General features: G+C 53.8%; 15 protein-coding genes. 13 read left to right on the top strand and 2 right to left on the bottom strand.

All coding sequences use genetic code 11. The annotated features are described in order from the left end of the window. Nucleotides 1-7: 7 nt before the first annotated feature. From msbA to GN242_RS13550, 6 genes are all read left to right on the top strand, one after another. Nucleotides 8-1,756 carry a lipid A ABC transporter ATP-binding protein/permease MsbA gene (gene msbA / locus GN242_RS13575; RefSeq protein ID WP_154751934.1) on the top strand — a complete coding sequence of 583 codons (1,749 nt, stop codon included), beginning with the start codon at nt 8-10 and terminating at the stop codon, nt 1,754-1,756. Then, the gene (lpxK, locus tag GN242_RS13570; RefSeq protein ID WP_156287658.1) at nt 1,753-2,733 is read left to right on the top strand and encodes a tetraacyldisaccharide 4'-kinase; all 981 of its coding nucleotides are present in this window, start codon (nt 1,753-1,755) and stop codon (nt 2,731-2,733) included. The genes msbA and lpxK overlap by 4 nt, the downstream gene beginning before the upstream one ends. A 62-nt stretch (nt 2,734-2,795) precedes the next feature. Next, nucleotides 2,796-4,004 (top strand): winged helix-turn-helix domain-containing protein, encoded by a 1,209-nt coding sequence (locus GN242_RS13565; RefSeq protein WP_154751932.1) that lies wholly within the window; start codon nt 2,796-2,798, stop codon nt 4,002-4,004. A 96-nt stretch (nt 4,005-4,100) separates the two neighbouring features. Then, nucleotides 4,101-4,283: a Trm112 family protein gene (locus GN242_RS13560; protein ID WP_154751931.1), complete on the top strand. Its 183-nt coding sequence runs from the start codon at nt 4,101-4,103 to the stop codon at nt 4,281-4,283. Next, a complete protein-coding gene (gene kdsB / locus GN242_RS13555) occupies nt 4,280-5,026 on the top strand; it encodes a 3-deoxy-manno-octulosonate cytidylyltransferase (RefSeq protein WP_154751930.1) in 747 nt (248 codons plus the stop codon). The genes GN242_RS13560 and kdsB overlap by 4 nt, the downstream gene beginning before the upstream one ends. A 117-nt stretch (nt 5,027-5,143) precedes the next feature. Then, nucleotides 5,144-6,037, top strand: coding sequence for a YcbJ family phosphotransferase (locus GN242_RS13550; RefSeq protein WP_154751929.1), 894 nt, complete (start codon nt 5,144-5,146; stop codon nt 6,035-6,037). Here GN242_RS13550 and elyC read toward each other — a convergent pair. Then, nucleotides 6,014-6,805 (bottom strand): envelope biogenesis factor ElyC, encoded by a 792-nt coding sequence (gene elyC / locus GN242_RS13545; RefSeq protein WP_154752517.1) that lies wholly within the window; start codon nt 6,803-6,805, stop codon nt 6,014-6,016. The genes GN242_RS13550 and elyC overlap by 24 nt on opposite strands. Before the next feature lie 231 nt (nt 6,806-7,036). On the opposite strand from elyC, the gene cmoM reads away from it, so the two are divergent. The 7 genes from cmoM to GN242_RS13510 all read left to right on the top strand — a co-directional run bounded on the left by cmoM (nt 7,037) and on the right by GN242_RS13510 (nt 17,732). Further along, a complete protein-coding gene (cmoM, locus tag GN242_RS13540; RefSeq protein WP_154751928.1) occupies nt 7,037-7,825 on the top strand; it encodes a tRNA uridine 5-oxyacetic acid(34) methyltransferase CmoM in 789 nt (262 codons plus the stop codon). Continuing rightward, the gene (mukF, locus tag GN242_RS13535) at nt 7,818-9,140 is read left to right on the top strand and encodes a chromosome partition protein MukF (protein ID WP_154751927.1); all 1,323 of its coding nucleotides are present in this window, start codon (nt 7,818-7,820) and stop codon (nt 9,138-9,140) included. The genes cmoM and mukF overlap by 8 nt, the downstream gene beginning before the upstream one ends. Next, nucleotides 9,121-9,846, top strand: a complete 726-nt coding sequence (gene mukE, locus GN242_RS13530) for a chromosome partition protein MukE (RefSeq protein WP_156287657.1) — start codon at nt 9,121-9,123, stop codon at nt 9,844-9,846. The genes mukF and mukE overlap by 20 nt, the downstream gene beginning before the upstream one ends. Next, nucleotides 9,847-14,295: a chromosome partition protein MukB gene (gene mukB / locus GN242_RS13525; RefSeq protein ID WP_154751925.1), complete on the top strand. Its 4,449-nt coding sequence runs from the start codon at nt 9,847-9,849 to the stop codon at nt 14,293-14,295. It abuts the gene before it with no gap. Between the two features lie 175 nt (nt 14,296-14,470). Beyond that, nucleotides 14,471-16,324, top strand: a complete 1,854-nt coding sequence (gene ldtD / locus GN242_RS13520; protein ID WP_156287656.1) for a L,D-transpeptidase — start codon at nt 14,471-14,473, stop codon at nt 16,322-16,324. Between the two features lie 187 nt (nt 16,325-16,511). Beyond that, on the top strand, nt 16,512-17,060 hold the full coding sequence (gene mepK / locus GN242_RS13515) for a peptidoglycan L,D-endopeptidase MepK (RefSeq protein ID WP_154751923.1): 549 nt from the start codon (nt 16,512-16,514) through the stop codon (nt 17,058-17,060). A 42-nt stretch (nt 17,061-17,102) separates the two neighbouring features. Next, nucleotides 17,103-17,732, top strand: a complete 630-nt coding sequence (locus tag GN242_RS13510) for an MBL fold metallo-hydrolase (protein ID WP_154751922.1) — start codon at nt 17,103-17,105, stop codon at nt 17,730-17,732. A gap of 89 nt (nt 17,733-17,821) precedes the next feature. On the opposite strand, the gene GN242_RS13505 is transcribed toward GN242_RS13510, so the two are convergent. Next, nucleotides 17,822-19,012 carry an amino acid aminotransferase gene (locus GN242_RS13505; RefSeq protein WP_156287655.1) on the bottom strand — a complete coding sequence of 397 codons (1,191 nt, stop codon included), beginning with the start codon at nt 19,010-19,012 and terminating at the stop codon, nt 17,822-17,824. Nucleotides 19,013-19,101: the final 89 nt, after the last annotated feature.

Raw genomic sequence — 19,101 nt, 5'->3', positions numbered from 1 at the left:
TTAAATAATGCATCTGGATAAAGATCTCTCCACCTGGCAGACATTCCGTCGACTCTGGCCAATGATAGTGCCATACAAGACGGGATTGATTGTGGCCGCAGTCGCACTCATTATCAATGCGGCTGGCGATACACTGATGCTGTCACTGCTGAAGCCTTTACTTGATGATGGGTTTGGTAAGGCGGACAGTTCCGTATTGCTGTGGATGCCGCTTGCCGTAATCGGCCTGATGTTAGTCCGTGGTGTTACCAGCTACGCCTCCAGCTACTGTATTTCCTGGGTTTCGGGCAATGTGGTGATGGGAATGCGTCGCCGCTTGTTCACCCATATGATGGGGATGCCCGTCGCCTTCTTCGACCAGCAGTCTACCGGTACGCTGCTGTCGCGCATTACCTATGATTCTGAACAGGTGGCTTCGTCCTCTTCCAGCGCGCTGGTAACCGTGGTGCGCGAAGGGGCCTCTATTATTGGCCTGTTTATCATGATGTTTTACTACAGCTGGCAGCTGTCGGTGATTCTGATTGTTCTGGCGCCTATCGTCTCATTCGCTATTCGCACGGTTTCCAAACGTTTCCGTAATATCAGCAAAAATATGCAGAACACCATGGGGCAGGTGACAACCAGCGCCGAGCAAATGCTGAAAGGTCATAAAGAAGTGCTGATCTTTGGTGGTCAGGAGATCGAAAGCGAGCGTTTTAACCGTGTCAGTAACCGTATGCGCCAGCAGGGAATGAAGCTGGTTTCCGCTTCGTCAATTTCTGACCCGATTATTCAGCTTATCGCCTCTCTGGCACTGGCCTTTGTACTGTATGCGGCCAGCTTCCCGAGTGTGATGGAAACCCTGACGGCGGGTACAATCACCGTAGTGTTCTCTTCAATGATTGCCCTGATGCGCCCGCTCAAATCCCTGACTAACGTCAATGCTCAGTTCCAGCGCGGTATGGCGGCCTGTCAGACGCTGTTCTCCATTCTCGATAGCGAACAGGAAGTGGATAACGGTAAGCGCACCGTTGAGCGCGCGAAGGGAGATATCGAGTTTCGTGATGTCACATTTACTTATCCTGGCCGTGATATACCAGCACTGCGCAATATCAACCTCGCTATTCCTGCGGGTAAAACTGTGGCGCTGGTCGGGCGTTCAGGCTCAGGTAAGTCAACGCTGGCAAGTTTGCTGACGCGTTTTTACGACGTTCAGCAGGGATCTATCCTGATGGATGGGCATGACCTGCGTGAATACACGCTGGCATCGCTGCGTAATCAGGTAGCGTTGGTATCACAGAATGTGCATTTGTTTAACGACACCATCGCCAACAATATTGCTTACGCTCGCCAGGATCAATATAGCCGTGAAGACATTGAGAAGGCGGCTAAAATGGCTCATGCCATGGACTTTATCAGCAAGATGGAAAATGGCCTGGATACGATGATCGGTGAGAATGGCGTGCTGCTCTCAGGGGGCCAGCGCCAGCGTATAGCCATCGCACGTGCCTTGCTGCGCGACAGTCCAATCCTGATCCTTGATGAAGCAACTTCCGCACTTGATACCGAGTCTGAACGCGCCATTCAGTCAGCACTGGACGAGTTGCAAAAGAACCGTACTTCGCTGGTGATTGCACACCGTCTTTCCACTATTGAGAAGGCTGATGAAATTGTTGTCGTGGAAGATGGTCAGATCGTTGAGCGCGGCAGCCATGAAATGCTACTGGCAGAGCGTGGCGTCTATGCGCAGCTGCATAAGATGCAATTTGGCAAATGATTGAACGCATCTGGAGCGGCCGCTCTGCGCTTTATCTGCTGTTATTGCCTTTCAGCCTGCTATATGGGCTGATTAGCAACTTGCTGCGTCTCAGCTATCGCTGGGGCTGGCGTAAAGCGTGGCGCGCCCCCGTTCCGGTAGTGATAGTGGGTAATCTCACCGCAGGCGGTAACGGCAAGACGCCGGTGGTGATTTGGCTGGTACAGGCGCTGCAACAGCGTGGGCTGCGTGTTGGTGTAGTCTCGCGCGGGTATGGTGGTAAAGCAGAGCACTATCCGCTGGTGCTGGGAACTGATACCACCACCCGTGAAGCAGGCGACGAACCGGTGTTGATTTTTCAGCGTACCGGGGCGGCCGTAGCAGTGGCTCCAGAGCGCCGCCTGGCGGTTGAAGCTTTAGTGAACGGCGGCAGTGTTGATATCATCATTACTGACGATGGTTTACAGCATTATGCGTTAGCGCGTGATATTGAAATTGTAGTGGTTGATGGTGAGCGCCGTTTCGGTAACGGCTGGTGGTTACCGGCGGGGCCAATGCGTGAACGCGCTGCGCGCCTTAAAAGCGTTACCGCTGTGATCACTAACGGCGGTCGTGCGCAGGCAAATGAACTGCCAATGCAGTTAGTACCGGGCCAGGCGGTTAATCTGCTTTCAGGTGAGCGTCGTTCTGCCGGAGAATTGCAAAATGTGGTGGCGATGGCCGGTATCGGTCACCCACCGCGTTTTTTCAACACGCTGCGTCAACAGGGTGTGCTGATGCAAAAAGAAGTGGCTTTTGCAGACCATCAGAACTACAGCGCTGAGGCTCTCAATGCCCTGACCTCGCCAGGTCAGACGCTGCTGATGACGGAGAAAGATGCGGTCAAAGCGCGAGCATTTGCTGCTGATAACTGGTGGTATTTACCGGTTGATGCGGTATTGCCGCAGGATAAATCCGAGTCATTGCTGAATAAAATCAGTGCATTAATTCCTCGCTAATTTCGCTCTTAATACTCCACTAAGCGCTACACTGAAGCCATCTGATCTTGACGGATGGCATCATGACTGCGGTAACACTCTCTCTGGTTCAGGCGCGCCAGCTGCATCTGGCAGCTCAGGGCTTGCTGCGCCCCCCTTCACATACAGCGCGATTTGACGATCTGCTGGCGACGATACGCCGGATGTCGCTTTTGCAAATCGACACTATCCACGTGGTAGCGCGCAGTCCTTATCTGGTGCTCTTCAGCCGCCTTGGCGATTATCCAGTCAGCTGGCTTGAGCAGGCTTTGGCCCAGAAAAAAGTATTTGAATACTGGGCACATGAAGCCTGTTTTATTCCGACAGAAGATTACCCGCTGCTGCGCCACCGGATGCTAAATCCGTCAGCATCTGGTTGGAAATACAACCAGGCATGGATGGATCAGCACCAGCTGGATATCGCCAACCTGCTGCAACACATTCGTGAAAATGGTGCGGTTCGTTCGGCAGACTTTGCAGCGCCGGAGGGGCAGAAACCCGGCTGGTGGGCATGGAAGCCCCATAAGCGTCATCTGGAAAATCTGTTTACCGCCGGTGAGTTGATGGTCAGCGAACGCCGTAACTTTCAGCGTGTTTATGACCTGCGTCAGCGAATAATGCCCGACTGGGATGATGCACAGCACGCATTGAACGAAACGGATGCGGTACAGCGTATGCTGGATAACAGCGCAAGGAGTCTGGGGATTTTTCGCTCTGGCTGGCTGGCGGATTATTACCGTCTGAAGCGTGCACCCGTCACTCAGGCTATTGCAGGCTGGCTGGAACAGGGGCTGATTCGCGAAGTGCAGGTAGAAAGCCTTGGAACCCTGTATCTCCACCATACTTTATTTGCGCAGCTTGCAGCACCGCAGGCTGCCACGCATACGGCAATTTTGTCGCCATTTGACCCGCTGGTGTGGGATCGTAAACGGGCGCTGGAACTGTTTGATTTTGACTATCGGCTGGAGTGCTACACCCCGGAAGCCAAACGACGCTATGGCTACTTTGTGTTACCGATTTTGCATCGCGGTGCGTTAAAAGGGCGACTGGATGCACGTATGTTGCGTAAGGCCAAAGTGCTGGAAATCCGGCAGCTCTGGCTGGAACCAAAAACGCGTGTCAGCCAGCAGTTTCTGGACGATGTCCAACGGGCTTTGACGCGATTTGCCCGCTGGCAGGGAGCTGAAACTGTCGAGGTCAACAGGCTACCGCCAGCAATGGAGGGAACCTGGCCCTTACGCTGGGAAATATAGCTATCAGCTGATGTTTTACCCTTGTGCAGGGTAACGACCTTGGCAGCAGTTGTGATATTCTTTCCCTACTGCAATTGGGTCCATTACGGAGGATTTATGGATCACCGTCTACTCGAAATCGTGGCTTGTCCGGTATGTCATGGCAAGCTGTATTACAACAAAGACCAGCAGGAACTGATCTGCAAACCTGATGGGCTGGCCTATCCGGTGCGTGAAGGTATTCCCGTGTTGCTGGAAGTTGAAGCACGTGCGCTGACGCTTGAAGAGAGCCACCCATGAGTTTTGTTGCCATTATTCCTGCCCGCTTTGCATCCACTCGCCTGCCGGGCAAACCACTGGTCGATATTCACGGTAAACCGATGGTGGTGCACGTAATGGAACGTGCGCTGGAATCTGGTGCCGATCGCGTGATTGTTGCCACGGATAATCAGGAAGTGGCGCGTGCGGTTGAAGCGGCTGGTGGCGAGGTCTGTATGACCCGTCCTGATCATCAGTCTGGCACTGAGCGCCTGGCTGAAGTGATCGACCATTATCAATTTCCGGATGATACGGTGATTGTTAATGTTCAGGGCGATGAGCCGATGATTCCTCCGGTGATCATTCGCCAGGTTGCTGAAAATCTTGCCAACAGCAGTGCCGGTATGGCGACGCTGGCAGTACCGGTTGAATCCGCTGAGGAAGCCTTCAATCCGAATGCGGTTAAAGTGGTACGTGATGCCAATGGCTATGCGCTCTATTTCTCACGCGCAACCATTCCATGGGATCGTGAGCGCTTTGCGATTTCCCGTGATGCAATCGGCGATCACTTCCTGCGTCATATTGGCATTTACGCTTATCGGGCTGGATTTATCCGCCGCTATGTTCGCTGGGAAGCCAGTCCGCTGGAACAGATTGAACTGCTGGAACAGCTGCGTGTACTTTGGTACGGCGAAAAGATTCACGTAGATGTGGCTAAAGCCATTCCCAGCGTGGGTGTTGATACGCCAGAAGATTTACTGCGCGTTCGCGCTGCGATGCAGTAAAACCGCTTCGGGGCCGCATCGCTGGCCCCGTAATTTATACTGCGAGTTTGATCCAGTACGGCGCAAACCTCTACAAACGGTACCATCATAAGACCTCTTGCCTGATAAGGAGGGCAGATGGAACAACTGCGATCTGAACTGGCACTGGTGCTGGGTGAACCCGTTAGTCGGGTGGAATGTATCAGCCAGCAGCCCTATGCCAGCCTCTATACGCTCTACGATAACAGTGGTTATTCACTGCCGTTAGTGGCGAAATATTTCAGCATGAAGGGTGTCGCCGCCCAGGAAGCGCAAAAGCTGTCGATGCTGATGCGTGAAGGAAAAGTGCGCATTCCCGCCGTATATGGTTTGGTAATCAGCCAGCAGCCCCCGCTCCACGAAGTTTTATTAATTGAACGTATCGGTGGTGTTTCCATTGAAGCGCCAACGCGAACGCCGGAGCGCTGGAACCAGCTATGCGAGCAGATTGTCGAGGGTATACTCAGCTGGCACCGTATTGACAGTCACGGCCTGGTGGGAACGGTCGACAGTACCCAACAAAATCGCTGGCCAGCCTGGTATGCACAGCGTGTGGAAGTCTTATGGGCCACGCTAAATTATCTGCGCCCCTCGCTACTTACGATGGATGACCGGCAGCTGCTTTACCGAAGCCGGCAAAGCATGCCAGCACTATTCAGGGATTTTGACGATCCCTGTGTTCTGGTACACGGAAACCTGGCGCTCAGTAGTATCATAAAAGAGGCATGGGCCGACCAGCTTCTGGCGATGGTCAATCCTGGTACGGTTCTTTGGGCACCGCGTGAGTTCGATCTGCACCCGCTATGCGCCTCAGGAATTGGCGATGATATCGTTACACAGTACCTGCGGCGCGCACCCGTGGCAGAAGGGTTTGTGGCACGCCGCTGGTTCTATATTCTTTGGGAGGAAGTTGCGCGGCTTATTCATACCGCGCAATTTGACCGTAAACGGTTTACTGCTGCTGGTCAGTCACTCTTTCCCTGGCTCAACTGAGGCTGCGGCAGCCGGTGGTTGCAGCCATTGCCATAAACGACCCAGGCTCTCGTAAATCGCTCGTTCACTGTGGCCCAGCCACAGTGATGACGGCAGCGCGCGCTCCCAGAAATTGAGCGGGGAATCGATAGCCAGCTGATTGGCAGGAGCAGGCAACGGCTTCAGCCCCTGATGCTGGAAGAAGATCATCGCGCGCGGCAGGTGGTTGGCAGATGTCACCAGGGCGAAGGGGCGCTGTCCGACGATGTACGACACCTCCTGTGCCTCATGTTCGGTATCGGCGGGTTTATCCAGGGTAATAATGTCGCTCTGTGCCACCCCCAGCGATTGTGCCACGTGTGAGGCTACTGCGGCAGAGCTCATGGGATTGCCCTGTGCATGCCCTCCGGTGACGATTAGCTTCGCACCAGGGTTTTCCCGTAAAATCCGAATGCCCTCGGTGAGACGAGGCAGGCTATTGTTCAGCATATTTGAGCTGGGTGCCCATTGAGGATTCCAGGTGTAACCACCGCCAAGCACCACCACATACTCCACCGGTTGCTGGTTTTTCCAGGTAGGATAATGATTTTCAATCGGAGCAAGCATGCGGTCAGCTACGGGTTGCAGGCTGAACAGCAGCAGAATGAGCCAGGCAACAGAGATGAGCGTTTTACCGCTTTTCTGCCAGCGGCTGAACCAGAGCAGGATAATTCCTGCTGCCATCATCAACAGCAGCAGTGGCAGGGGAAGCAGCAGGCCGCCGATGATTTTTTTCAGTGCAAAAAACATCAAAAAAGGTTCCTTTTGTCCGAAAAAACGCCACCCAACCGCGAAGCGGTGATGGAAAGGTTCATTATTTCCCAGTGTATGCCAAAATACCCCGCAACTTTCAAGCCGCAGCCACATCCGCCAGCTTTATTCACCATTAATGCGTGACATGAAGAGGCGTCAGGAGCCTGACTGTTGTTGGCAAGCGGGGAGTAACCCCGCTAAAACATCCCCGATCGCCGGAGCCGTAGTATGCAGGATCGCAACTTTGATGATATCGCAGAAAAATTCTCGCAGAACATTTACGGTACCACCAAAGGCCGCATTCGCCAGGCTATCCTCTGGCAGGATCTTGACGCGCTGCTAACGACGTTCCCTGAAGGGCCGCTGTCGGTGCTGGATGCCGGCGGTGGAGAAGGCCAGACCGGTTGTGGCATTGCAGAGCGCGGGCATCAGGTGCTGCTTTGCGACGTCTCAGAAGAGATGCTGACCCGCGCCCGTCGCCTGGCAGATGAAAAAGGTGTGAGCGGCAACATGCAATTCGCACAAATTAGCGCGCAGCAGGTGGGCCAACATTTGGATAAACCGGTTGATCTGGTATTGTTTCACGCTGTGCTGGAATGGGTAGCGGAACCGCAACAGGCGCTGGCCGCGCTGTACGATGCGCTCAAGCCGGGTGGGGTTCTGTCGCTGATGTTCTACAACCTGAATGGTCTTCTGATGCAGACGATGGTGTTGGGTAATTTTGGTTATTTGCAGGCGGGGCTGGCCAAGCGCAAAAAGAAAACGCTGTCTCCGGACTACCCGCGAGATCCCGAACAGGTGTATGGCTGGCTGCAAGAGTGTGGATTTACTATCGAGAGCAAAACCGGCATCCGGGTTTTTCACGACTATTTGCGTGATAAAACCAAGCAGAGCGATCGGTTCGATGAGGTTCTGGCCCTGGAAAAGCAATACTGCCGCCAGGAGCCGTTTTTAAGTTTAGGGCGTTACATCCACGTCACAGCGCGGAAACCCATAAGGCAGACGAACTATGAGTGAATTTTCCCAGACTGTACCGGAGCTGGTGGCCTGGGCGCGAAAAAATGATTTTTCCGTCTCGTTGCCAACCGAACGTCTGGCTTTTTTGCTGGCAATTGCCACCCTTAACGGGGAGCGCATGGATGGTGAAATGAGCGAGGGCGAACTGCTCGATGCTTTCCGCCACGTCAGTGAAGGCTTCGAGCAGACCAGCGAAACTGTTGTGGTGCGCGCGAATAATGCCATTAACGATATGGTGCGCCAGCGACTGCTCAACCGTTTTACCAGCGAACATACCGAAGGCAATGCCATCTATCGTCTGACTCCCCTCGGCATCGGGATTACTGACTACTATATTCGCCAGCGTGAGTTCTCCACGCTGCGCCTCTCATTGCAGCTGTCAATCGTGGCCGGCGAGTTGAAACGCGCCGCCGATGCTGCCGATGAAGATGGCGATGAGTTCCACTGGCACCGCAACGTGTTTGCACCGTTGAAATATTCGGTGGCCGAGATCTTCGACAGTATTGATATCACCCAGCGCATCATGGATGAGCAGCAGCAGGCGGTAAAAGATGACATCGCCCAGCTGCTCAATAAAGACTGGCGTGCGGCGATCTCCAGCTGTGAACTGCTGCTAAACGAAACCTCCGGCACGCTGCGTGAGCTTCAGGATACGCTGGAAGCCGCAGGTGATAAGCTTCAGGCCAATCTGCTGCGTATCCAGGATGCGACGATGAACAGCCCCGATCTGGGCTTTGTCGATAAGCTGGTATATGACCTGCAAAATAAACTCGACCGCATTATCAGCTGGGGCCAGCAGGCGATAGATCTGTGGATCGGCTACGACCGGCATGTGCATAAATTCATTCGTACCGCGATTGATATGGATAAAAACCGTGTCTTTGCCCAACGTCTGCGCCAGTCAGTACAAAACTATTTCGATCAGCCGTGGGCGCTGACCTACGCGAATGCCGATCGTTTGTATGATATGCGCGATGAAGAGCTGACGCTGCGCAGTGACGAAGTGACGGGTGAACTGCCTTCTGAGCTGGAGTACGAAGAGTTTAACGCCATTCGTGAACAGCTGGCGGCCATGATTGAAGAAGCGCTGGCCAGCTACAAAACAGAGCAGAAGCCGCTGGATCTCGGTGAGGTGATACGTGATTACCTGACACAATATCCGCGTGTGCGTCACTTTGACGTGGCGCGTATTGTCGTCGATCAGGCCGTGCGCTTAGGCGTGGCCGAAGCAGATTTCTCAGGCCTGGCTGCAAAATGGCAGGCTATTAATGATTACGGAGCCAAGGTGCAGGCACATGTCATCGACAAATATTGAACAAGTGATGCCGGTTAAGCTGGCGCAGGCACTGGCTAACCCGATTTTCCCGGCGCTGGACAGCCAGTTACGTGCAGGGCGTCATATTGGTATCGACGAGTTAGACCAGCATGCTTTTCTGATGGATTACCAGGAGTTTCTGGAAGAGTTCTACGCCCGTTATAACGTGGAGCTGATTCGCGCGCCGGAAGGGTTTTTCTATCTGCGGCCGCGCTCCACGACGCTGATCCCGCGTTCAGTGCTGTCAGAACTGGACATGATGGTGGGTAAAATTCTCTGTTATCTCTACCTCAGCCCGGAGCGTCTGGCCAATGAAGGCATTTTTACTCAGCAGGAGCTGCACGACGAACTGATGTCGCTGGCCGATGAGAGCAAGCTGCTGAAGCTGGTTAACCAGCGTTCTACCGGATCAGACCTCGATCGCCAGAAACTTCAGGAGAAGATGCGCGCGTCATTAAACCGTCTGCGTCGCCTGGGTATGGTGTGGTTTATGGGCAATGACAGCAGCAAATTCCGTATCACTGAATCTGTTTTCCGCTTTGGGGCTGATGTGCGCAGCGGCGACGATGCCCGTGAAGCACAGCTGCGCATGATCCGCGACGGTGAGGCGATGCAGCTTGACGGTGGACTGGCGCTGAATGACGAAAGCGAAGAGGATGAGAGCAACGCTGAAAGCCGCGCTCCGGACAGTGGGGAGGAAGAATAAATGATTGAACGTGGAAAGTTTCGCTCACTGACGCTGATTAACTGGAACGGTTTTTTTGCCCGTACTTTTGACCTCGACGAGCTGGTCACCACGCTGTCAGGTGGTAACGGTGCCGGTAAATCCACCACCATGGCCGCCTTTGTTACGGCGCTGATCCCCGATCTTACGCTGCTGCATTTCCGTAACACCACCGAAGCGGGTGCCACCTCAGGATCGCGCGATAAAGGCCTGCACGGTAAACTGCGCCCGGGTGTCTGCTACGCGGTGCTTGATGTGGTCAACTCACTGCATCAGCGCGTGCTGGTTGGCGTTCGTCTGCAACAGGTTGCCGGTCGCGATCGTAAAGTCGATATCAAACCGTTCAGTATTCACGGCCTGCCGACCTCGATTAACCCTACCGAAATTCTCACTGAGACACTGAACGCCCGCCAGGCGCGTGTCGTACCTCTCAGCGAACTGAAAGACCATTTTGAAGCGATGGAGAGCGTACAGTTTAAACAGTACAACTCCATAACGGATTACCATTCGGTGATGTTTGACCTTGGTATTGTGGCGCGCCGTCTGCGTTCTGCCGCTGACCGAAGCAAGTATTACCGTCTGATTGAAGCCTCGCTGTACGGCGGTATCTCCAGCGCGATTACGCGCTCACTGCGAGATTACCTGCTGCCGGAAAACAGCGGGGTGCGTAAAGCATTCCAGGATATGGAAGCGGCGCTGCGTGAGAACCGCATGACGCTGGAGGCTATCCGCGTCACCCAGTCCGATCGCGATCTGTTTAAGCATCTGATCTCAGAAGCCACCAGCTACGTGTCAGCAGACTATATGCGTCACGCCAACGAACGCCGAATCCACCTTGATGGTGCGTTACAGCTGCGTAATGAACTGTTGACCAGCCGTAAGCAGCTCTCTGCGGAGCAGTATCGCCACATTGAGATGGCGCGTGAGCTGGGTGAACACAATGCCGCTGAGAGCGATCTGGAAACGGATTATCAGGGAGCCAGCGACCATCTTAATCTGGTTCAGACTGCGCTTCGCCAGCAGGAAAAAATTGACCGCTATGATGCCGATCTCGAAGAGCTGACCTTCCGTCTGGAAGAACAGAATGAGGTTGTTGCAGAAGCGCGTGAACTGCATGAAGAGAACGAAGCCCGCAGCGAAAATGCTGAACTGGAAGTTGATGAACTGAAAAGTCAGCTGGCGGATTATCAGCAGGCGCTGGACGTGCAGCAAACGCGTGCTATTCAGTATCAGCAGGCATTGCAGGCGTTGCAGCGTGCCCAGGAAATCTGTCAGCTGCGCGACCTCAGCATCGATAACGCCGATGAATGGCAGGAGACGTTCCAGGCAAAAGAGCAGGAAGCCACCGAGCGGCTGCTGATGCTGGAGCAGAAAATGAGCGTGGCTCAGGCCGCGCACAGCCAGTTTGAGCAGGCATTTGAGCTGGTGAATAAAATTGCCGGCCCGGTCAGCCGCAGCGAAGCCTGGCAGGTAGGGCGCGATCTGTTACGCGATGCCAGCAACCAGCGCTATCACGCCGAGCAGCTCCAGCCACTGCGTAGTCGCCTCAGCGAACTGGCACAGCGTGTGCGTGAGCAACAGGATGCCGAGCGCCTGCTGAACGAGTTCTGTAAGCGTTACGGACAGCAGGTGGATGCCGGTGAACTGGAAGCGTTGCAGGCGGAGCTGGAAGCACAGATTGAGCTGCTGAATGAAAGCGTGTCGGATGCTGGCGAACGCCGCATGACGCTTCGTCAGGAGCTGGAACAGCTGCGTGAACGTATTGCGCGCCTGACCAAACAGGCCCCGCAGTGGCTGGCCGCGCAGGAGATCCTCGCGCAGTTAAGTGAGCAGACCGGGCAGCCGCTGGAAAACAGCCAGCAGGTCACGGAGTATATGCAGCAGCTGCTGGAGCTGGAGCGTGAAACCACGGTTGAGCGTGATGAGATCGCTGCCCGCAAACGTGATATTGAGAAGCAGATTGAGCGTCTCAGCCAGCCTGGTGGGGCGGAAGATGCCCGCCTGAATAACCTTGCCGAGCGCTTTGGCGGCGTGCTGTTGTCCGAAATTTATGATGACGTCACCATCGACGATGCGCCGTATTTCTCCGCTTTATATGGCCCTGCTCGTCATGCGATTGTGGTGCCAGACCTGTCACTGATCCGCGATCAGCTGGATGGTCTCGACGACTGCCCGGAAGATCTCTATCTGATTGAAGGGGATCCGCAGTCGTTCGATGACAGCGTGTTTAACGTTGAAGAGCTGGAAAAAGCGGTAGTAGTCAAAGCGGGGGATCGCCAGTGGCGCTATTCCCGCTTCCCGAAAGTCCCGCTATTTGGGCGTGCTGCGCGTGAGAATCAGCTGGAAGTGCTGCACGCTGAACGCGAGGCGCTGGCTGAACGTTACGCAACGCTGTCGTTTGATGTGCAGAAAACTCAGCGTCTGCACCAGTCCTTCAGCCGCTTTATCGGCAGCCATCTGGGCGTGGCGTTCGAGTCCGATCCGGAAGCGGAAATGCGCCTGCTTAACACCCGCCGTAATGAAGTTGAGCGCGCGCTGACCAACCACGAGAGTGAGAATCAGCAGCAGCGTCAGCAGTTCGAACAGGCGAAAGATGGCGTCTCTCAGCTTAACCGTCTGTTGCCACGCGTCAGCCTGTTACTGGACGACACGCTACAGGATCGTCACGAAGAGATTCAGGAAAAACTGGATGAAGCGCAGGAAGCTGCCCGCTTTGTGCAGCAGCACGGCGCACAGTTGGTAAAACTGGAACCTATTCTCTCTGTTCTGCAAAGCGACCCGGAGCAGCACGATCAGCTGAAGCTCGATTACCAGCAGGCACAGCAGCAGCAGCGCGATGCCCGTCAGCAGGCATTTGCCCTGACCGAAGTGGTACAGCGCCGCGCGCACTTTGGCTATATCGACTCCGCAGGTATGCTCAACGGCACCAGCGATCTCAACGAGAAGCTGCGCCAGCGCCTGGAGCAGGCCGAGGGGGAGCGTACTCGTGCCCGTGAACAGCTGCGCCAGCATCAGGCCCAGTTAACGCAGTACTCCCAGGTTCTGGCCTCGCTTAAAAGTTCTTATGACGCGAAACGCGACATGCTTAAAGAGCTTCAGCAAGAGATGCAGGATATCGGCGTGCAGGCTGATGCCTCAGCGGAAGAGCGTGCGCGGATGCGCCGTGACGAGCTTTACAGCGCCCTGAGCAACAACCGTATGCGCCGTAATCAGCTGGAGAAACAGCTGACCTTCTGCGAAGCCGAAATGGACGCGCTACAGAAAAAACTGCGTCGCCTTGAGCGTGAGTATCACCAGAGCCGCGAGCAGGTGGTTAGTGCTAAAGCGGGCTGGGTTGCCGTGCTGCGCCTGGTGAAAGACAACGGCGTTGAGCGCCGTCTGCACCGTCGTGAACTGGCTTATCTTGGCGGTGATGAACTGCGCTCCATGTCGGATAAGGCGTTAGGTGCGCTGCGTCTGGCGGTGGCAGATAACGAACATCTGCGCGATGTGCTGCGCCTGTCGGAAGATCCAAAGCGCCCTGAACGTAAGATCCAGTTCTTTATTGCGGTTTACCAGCATCTGCGCGAACGTATCCGTCAGGATATTATTCGCACCGATGATCCGGTCGAAGCCATCGAGCAAATGGAAATTGAGCTGAATCGTCTGACCGAAGAGCTGACCGCCCGTGAGCAGATGCTGGCTATCAGTTCACGTAGCGTGTCGAATATCATTCGTAAAACCATTCAGCGTGAACAGAACCGTATTCGCCAGCTGAATCAGGGGTTACAGGCCGTCAGTTTCGGTCAGGTGAAAAGCGTCCGTCTTAACGTCAACGTACGTGAAGCGCACTCTACGCTACTGGACGTATTGTCTGAGCAACATGAACAGCATCAGGATCTGTTTAAGAGCAATCGCCTGACCTTCTCTGAAGCACTGGCAAAACTCTATCAGCGCCTGAACCCGCAGATTGATATGGGCCAGCGTACTCCGCAGACCATCGGTGAAGAGCTGCTTGATTACCGTAACTATCTTGAAATGGAAGTGGAAGTTAACCGTGGTTCTGACGGCTGGCTGCGTGCGGAAAGTGGCGCACTGTCCACCGGGGAAGCGATTGGTACCGGGATGTCGATTCTGGTAATGGTAGTGCAGAGCTGGGAAGAAGAGTCACGCCGTCTGCGCGGGAAAGATATTTCCCCATGCCGTCTGCTGTTCCTTGATGAGGCTGCGCGTCTGGATGCCAAATCCATCGCTACCTTGTTCGAACTTTGTGACCGACTGGAAATGCAGCTGATAATTGCTGCACCGGAAAATATCAGTCCTGAAAAAGGGACCACTTATAAACTGGTGCGTAAGGTGTTCAATAATACTGAACATGTGCATGTAGTTGGCCTGCGTGGTTTTGCTGCGGAACCAGCAATCGAAGTTAAAGATGCGGAGGCTGACGCCTGACAGCCTCAATGATGTAAAAAAATAATGGTACGCAGTGGTATTATGGCTGTGTCCAGATTACTCTGATAACGGCATTTGCGAGGTATGAGGCAAATGCCGTTTTCTGTTTCTATACTTATAACAATGACTAATTGCTGCTGGTGTCCCGTCCGGCAGACTTACCAGGGAGCAGGGGATGTTGCTACAGAAATCTTTTTCCGCCCAGGCCGTCGCATTGGGTTGTAGTCTTTTATGCTGGCTGGCGCCTGTTTCTTCGACTGTGGCTGGCATTCCACCTGTATCAGCTCCGATGGTTCATAGCATCAGCGTCTCGCAGAGTACATCGCACATTAGCGCATTGTTCCATCAGGGAACGGTACCGTTCTATCTGAAAAACCTTGCTCCACTCTATGCCAGCCGTGGGATGCAACCGATATGGCAGGATAATCAGGCAGTAAAACAGTTCCAGCAGCAGCTGGCGGAAGTGGCGATTTCAGGTGTTCAGCCGCAGTTTACCCAATGGGTTAAGCAGCTGACCGATCCGGCAATTACCGGCCTTGCGCGCGATGTAGTGCTGTCGGACGCGATGCTGGGTTATTTGCAGTTCACTTCAGGGGTGCCTTCCAAAGGTGAAACCTGGCTCTACAGCAATGTGCCTTATAAGATGGAAGCTCCCCCTGTAGCGGTGGTAAACCAGTGGCAGAGAGCGCTGGAGCACAACAACCTTAATGGCTTTGTGCTGTCTCTCGCTCCGCAGCATCCACAATATGCGCGTATGCATCAGGCTTTAAAAACCCTTCTGGCAGAAAACCGCCCCTGGCCGCAGCTGATGGATAAGCAGACGCTGCGCCCTGGTCAGATCAGCAATGATGTGCCTGCGCTGCGTGATATTTTGCAACGTACCGGTATGATGTCGGCTGCCAGTGAGGCTCCGAAACCAACAGATGAAGTGATCCCGTCCGATGATGCGCCGCTGGTGCATGATGATGATAACGCCCAGCCTGATGCCGCTACGCCTGCGAAAACAGCGAATAATGTGGTGGTCAGTCCGTCGGCGGCTCCATCAGAAAACATGCCTCAATCTTCTGTACCGCAGGATGTTGGCAATGTTCAGGGCGCTGAGGTACCGGTCAACGCTGATAATATCTATACCCCAGAGCTGGTAGAGGCGCTAAAACGCTTCCAGCTCTGGCAGGGTCTGGAGCCTGACGGTGCGATCGGTGTGCGTACGCGCGAATGGTTGAATGTTTCACCGCAGCGGCGCGCTGCGCTGCTGGCGTTAAATATTCAGCGTCTGCGACTGTTGCCGGATGATATGCATAACGGCATCATGGTGAATATTCCTAACTATTCACTGGCCTACTACGTCAACGGCAATGAAATCCTCTCATCAAGAGTGATTGTCGGGCGTCCCGATCGTAAAACGCCATTAATGCGTAGTGCGCTCAACAACGTTGTGCTCAATCCGCCGTGGAACGTACCGACAACGCTGGTGCGCAAAGATATCGTGCCGAAAATTAAACAGGATCCAATGTACCTCTATAAGCATAACTACCAGCTTCTGTCCGGCTGGAGTAGTGACGCAGAGGTGATAGATCCTTCAATGATTGACTGGAGTATGGTTTCAGCTGCCTCATTCCCATATCGTATTCGTCAGGCTCCGGGGCCGACCAACTCGCTTGGGCGCTATAAGTTTAATATGCCAAGCTCTGATGCCATCTACCTGCACGACACGCCTAATCACGGCCTGTTCCAGAAAGATATCCGTGCGCTCAGTTCCGGCTGTGTGCGTGTGAATCGGGCATCCGACCTCGCTAATCTGCTGTTACAGGATGTGGGCTGGAACGACACGCGAATCTCCAGCACTCTTAAAGAGGGCGATACCCGCTATGTTTCAATTCGGCATCGTATCCCGGTTAACCTCTATTATCTTACGGCCTGGGTTGCGGATGACGGCCAGCCGCAGTTTCGTACAGATATTTACAATTATGACAATACTGCGCGTTCCGGCGCTCAGGCGTTAACCCGGGCTGGTCAATTATTGCTCTAATTATTGATTAATCAGCAGTTACCCGGCAGGGCCATATCATGCAAAAAAACCGGCGCAAGGGGCGATATATCAATCTTTGCGCCGGTTTTACTTTTGTTAGGTTGACGTAAGTTTTCTCCCCCGGTAAGGTTCGGAACAGTGTGTCAAATGCACTGTTCCGAATTCTTTAGCTGGGTAATACTGATTGATGGATAAATTCGACTCTAACCGCCGTAAGTTACTGGCGTTGGGCGGGGCTGCACTGGGTGTGGCGCTGCTTCCCGGGCAGGCTTTCGCTTCGCTTTCAACGTCTCGTCCTCGTTTACTGACGCTTAACAATCTCAATACCGGCGAAAGCCTTAAAACGGAGTTTTTTAACGGCAAAAGCTATGACAAGAATGAGCTTGCACGACTGAATCATTTTTTCCGTGATTACCGGGCGAATAAAAGTAAAAGTATTGACCCTCATCTCTTCGATCAGCTCTACCGTCTGCAAACCCTGCTCGACAGCCGGAAACCGGTGCAGCTGATATCTGGCTACCGTTCGCTGGGTACCAACAATTCATTGCGATCGCACAGCAGAGGCGTAGCGAAACATAGCTACCATACGCTGGGCCAGGCGATGGATTTTCATATTGAAGGAATTTCGTTGAGTAATATTCGCAAAGCTGCACTTTCACTGCGGGCCGGTGGTGTAGGATACTATCCAAGTAGTAACTTTGTGCATATTGATACTGGTCCGGTTCGGAACTGGTAAAACGAAATTCCGGCGCCTTCTGGTAGCCGGTAACGGAGTGTTATGGACTATCATATAATCCCGGTTACGGCATTCTCACAGAACTGCTCGGTAATCTGGTGTACGGAAACCAATGAAGCCGCGCTGGTGGATCCGGGTGGCGATGCAGAGAAAATTAAGCAGGAAGTCGCTGCGCTTGGCGTTTCCCTGAAGCAAATTCTGCTGACACATGGTCATCTTGATCATGTTGGCGCTGCTGCTGAACTGGCGGCGCACTATGCTGTGCCGGTTGTCGGGCCGCATAAAGCGGATAAATTCTGGCTTGAGAACCTGCCGAAACAAAGTCAGATGTTTGGTCTTGGTGAGTGTTTGCCACTGGAGCCAGATCGCTGGCTGGAAGAGGGCGAGACTGTTCAGGTAGGGCAGACCGTTCTGGAAGTGCTGCTGTGTCCGGGCCATACGCCGGGGCATATTGTGTTCTTTGATCGCGCCGGACGTTTACTGATCTCAGGCGATGTAATTTTTAGCGGTGGGGTCGGGCGCTCTGACTTCCCGCAGGGCAGCCATAGCGATCTGATAGCCTCTATTCTAAATAAGCTGTTGCCGCTGGGCGATGATGTCACCTTTATTCCAGGACACGGCCCGATGTCGACTCTGGGACGTGAACGCATCAGTAACCCCTTTCTGCAATAGATTCGCTGTTTCTGCATAAAAAAAGCCTGCGTCAGCAGGCTTTTTTGATCGTAGCTGTAGCGGAGCGGGCTACTGGCCCGCACACTCAATTACAGTACAGCGACGATGGCTTCACACAGTGGAGACATATTGTCTGGTGTCATACCCGCAACGTTGACACGCCCGGAATTCACCGCATATACGCCAAACTCATCGCGCAGACGAATTACCTGATCTTTTGTCAGACCGCTGAATGAGAACATCCCATTCTGGTTGATAATAAAGCTGAAATCACCCTGTGCGCCTTTCTCCTGAAGGGTGTTTACAAACAGCTGGCGCATACGCTGAATACGTTCACGCATGCTGGTTAACTCTTGCTCCCATAGTGCACGCAGAGCGCTATTACCGAGGATAGTAGCGACAACGGCCGCACCATGTGCCGGTGGGTTAGAGTAGTTAGCACGAATAGTGGCTTTTACCTGGCTGAAAGCGGTATCAACCACCGCAGCATCAGCCGCTACCAGAGTAAATGCACCAACGCGTTCGTTATACAGGCCGAAGTTTTTAGAATAAGAGCTGCAAACAATCAGTTCCTGGTGGCTGGCGGCGAATGCACGCAGGCCTTCAGCATCTTCTTCCAGGCCACGGGCAAAGCCCTGGTAGGCAAAGTCAAACAGCGGTAACCAGCCTTTAGCGAGTGACATTTCAGCCAGCTGTGCCCACTGGGCAGCCGTTGGGTCAATGCCGGTCGGGTTGTGGCAGCAGCCATGGAACAGCACAATATCACCCGCCTGTGCGGCGCTCAGGCTATTTAACAGGCCATCGAAGTCCAGCGCATGCCGGGCAGCATCATAATAATCATACTCACATACTTCCAGGCCGGCAGCAGCAAACACATTCTTATGGTTAGGCCAGCTTGGATTACTTACCCAGATGCGTTTTGCGCTGGTCTGAGTTGCGATAAAATCTGCGGCGATGCGCAATGCGCCAGTCCCGCCAGGGGTCTGTGCGGTGCGGGCGCGATGGCTGCTGATAAGGTCGCTATCGGCACCGAACAACAGTTCCTGGGTGCAGCGGCCGAAGTCGGCAATACCATCAATGCTGAGATAGTTTTTGGTGGTTTCGTTTTCCAGCAGATACTGTTCAGCTTTTTTCACACTGGTCAGCACCGGCGTTTTGCCGGTTTCATCTTTATACACGCCAATACCGAGATTGATCTTATTTGGGCGGTCATCAGCGCGGAACAGATCGGCTAAACCAAGAATAGGGTCGGCGGGTGCAGCTGCAATACGTTCAAACATAGTCGAAGTCCGTTAGCTCAGTCTAAAGCGAAGTGAGGACTCAGGTTACCGCCAGTAAGAGTAAATTACCAACCGTTTGCATCAAATAA

Source organism: Erwinia sorbitola, assembly GCF_009738185.1.
Taxonomy (GTDB): domain Bacteria; phylum Pseudomonadota; class Gammaproteobacteria; order Enterobacterales; family Enterobacteriaceae; genus Erwinia; species Erwinia sorbitola.
Note: the sequence above shows the minus strand (reverse complement) of the source record. Positions and strands in the feature narration are given on the sequence as shown.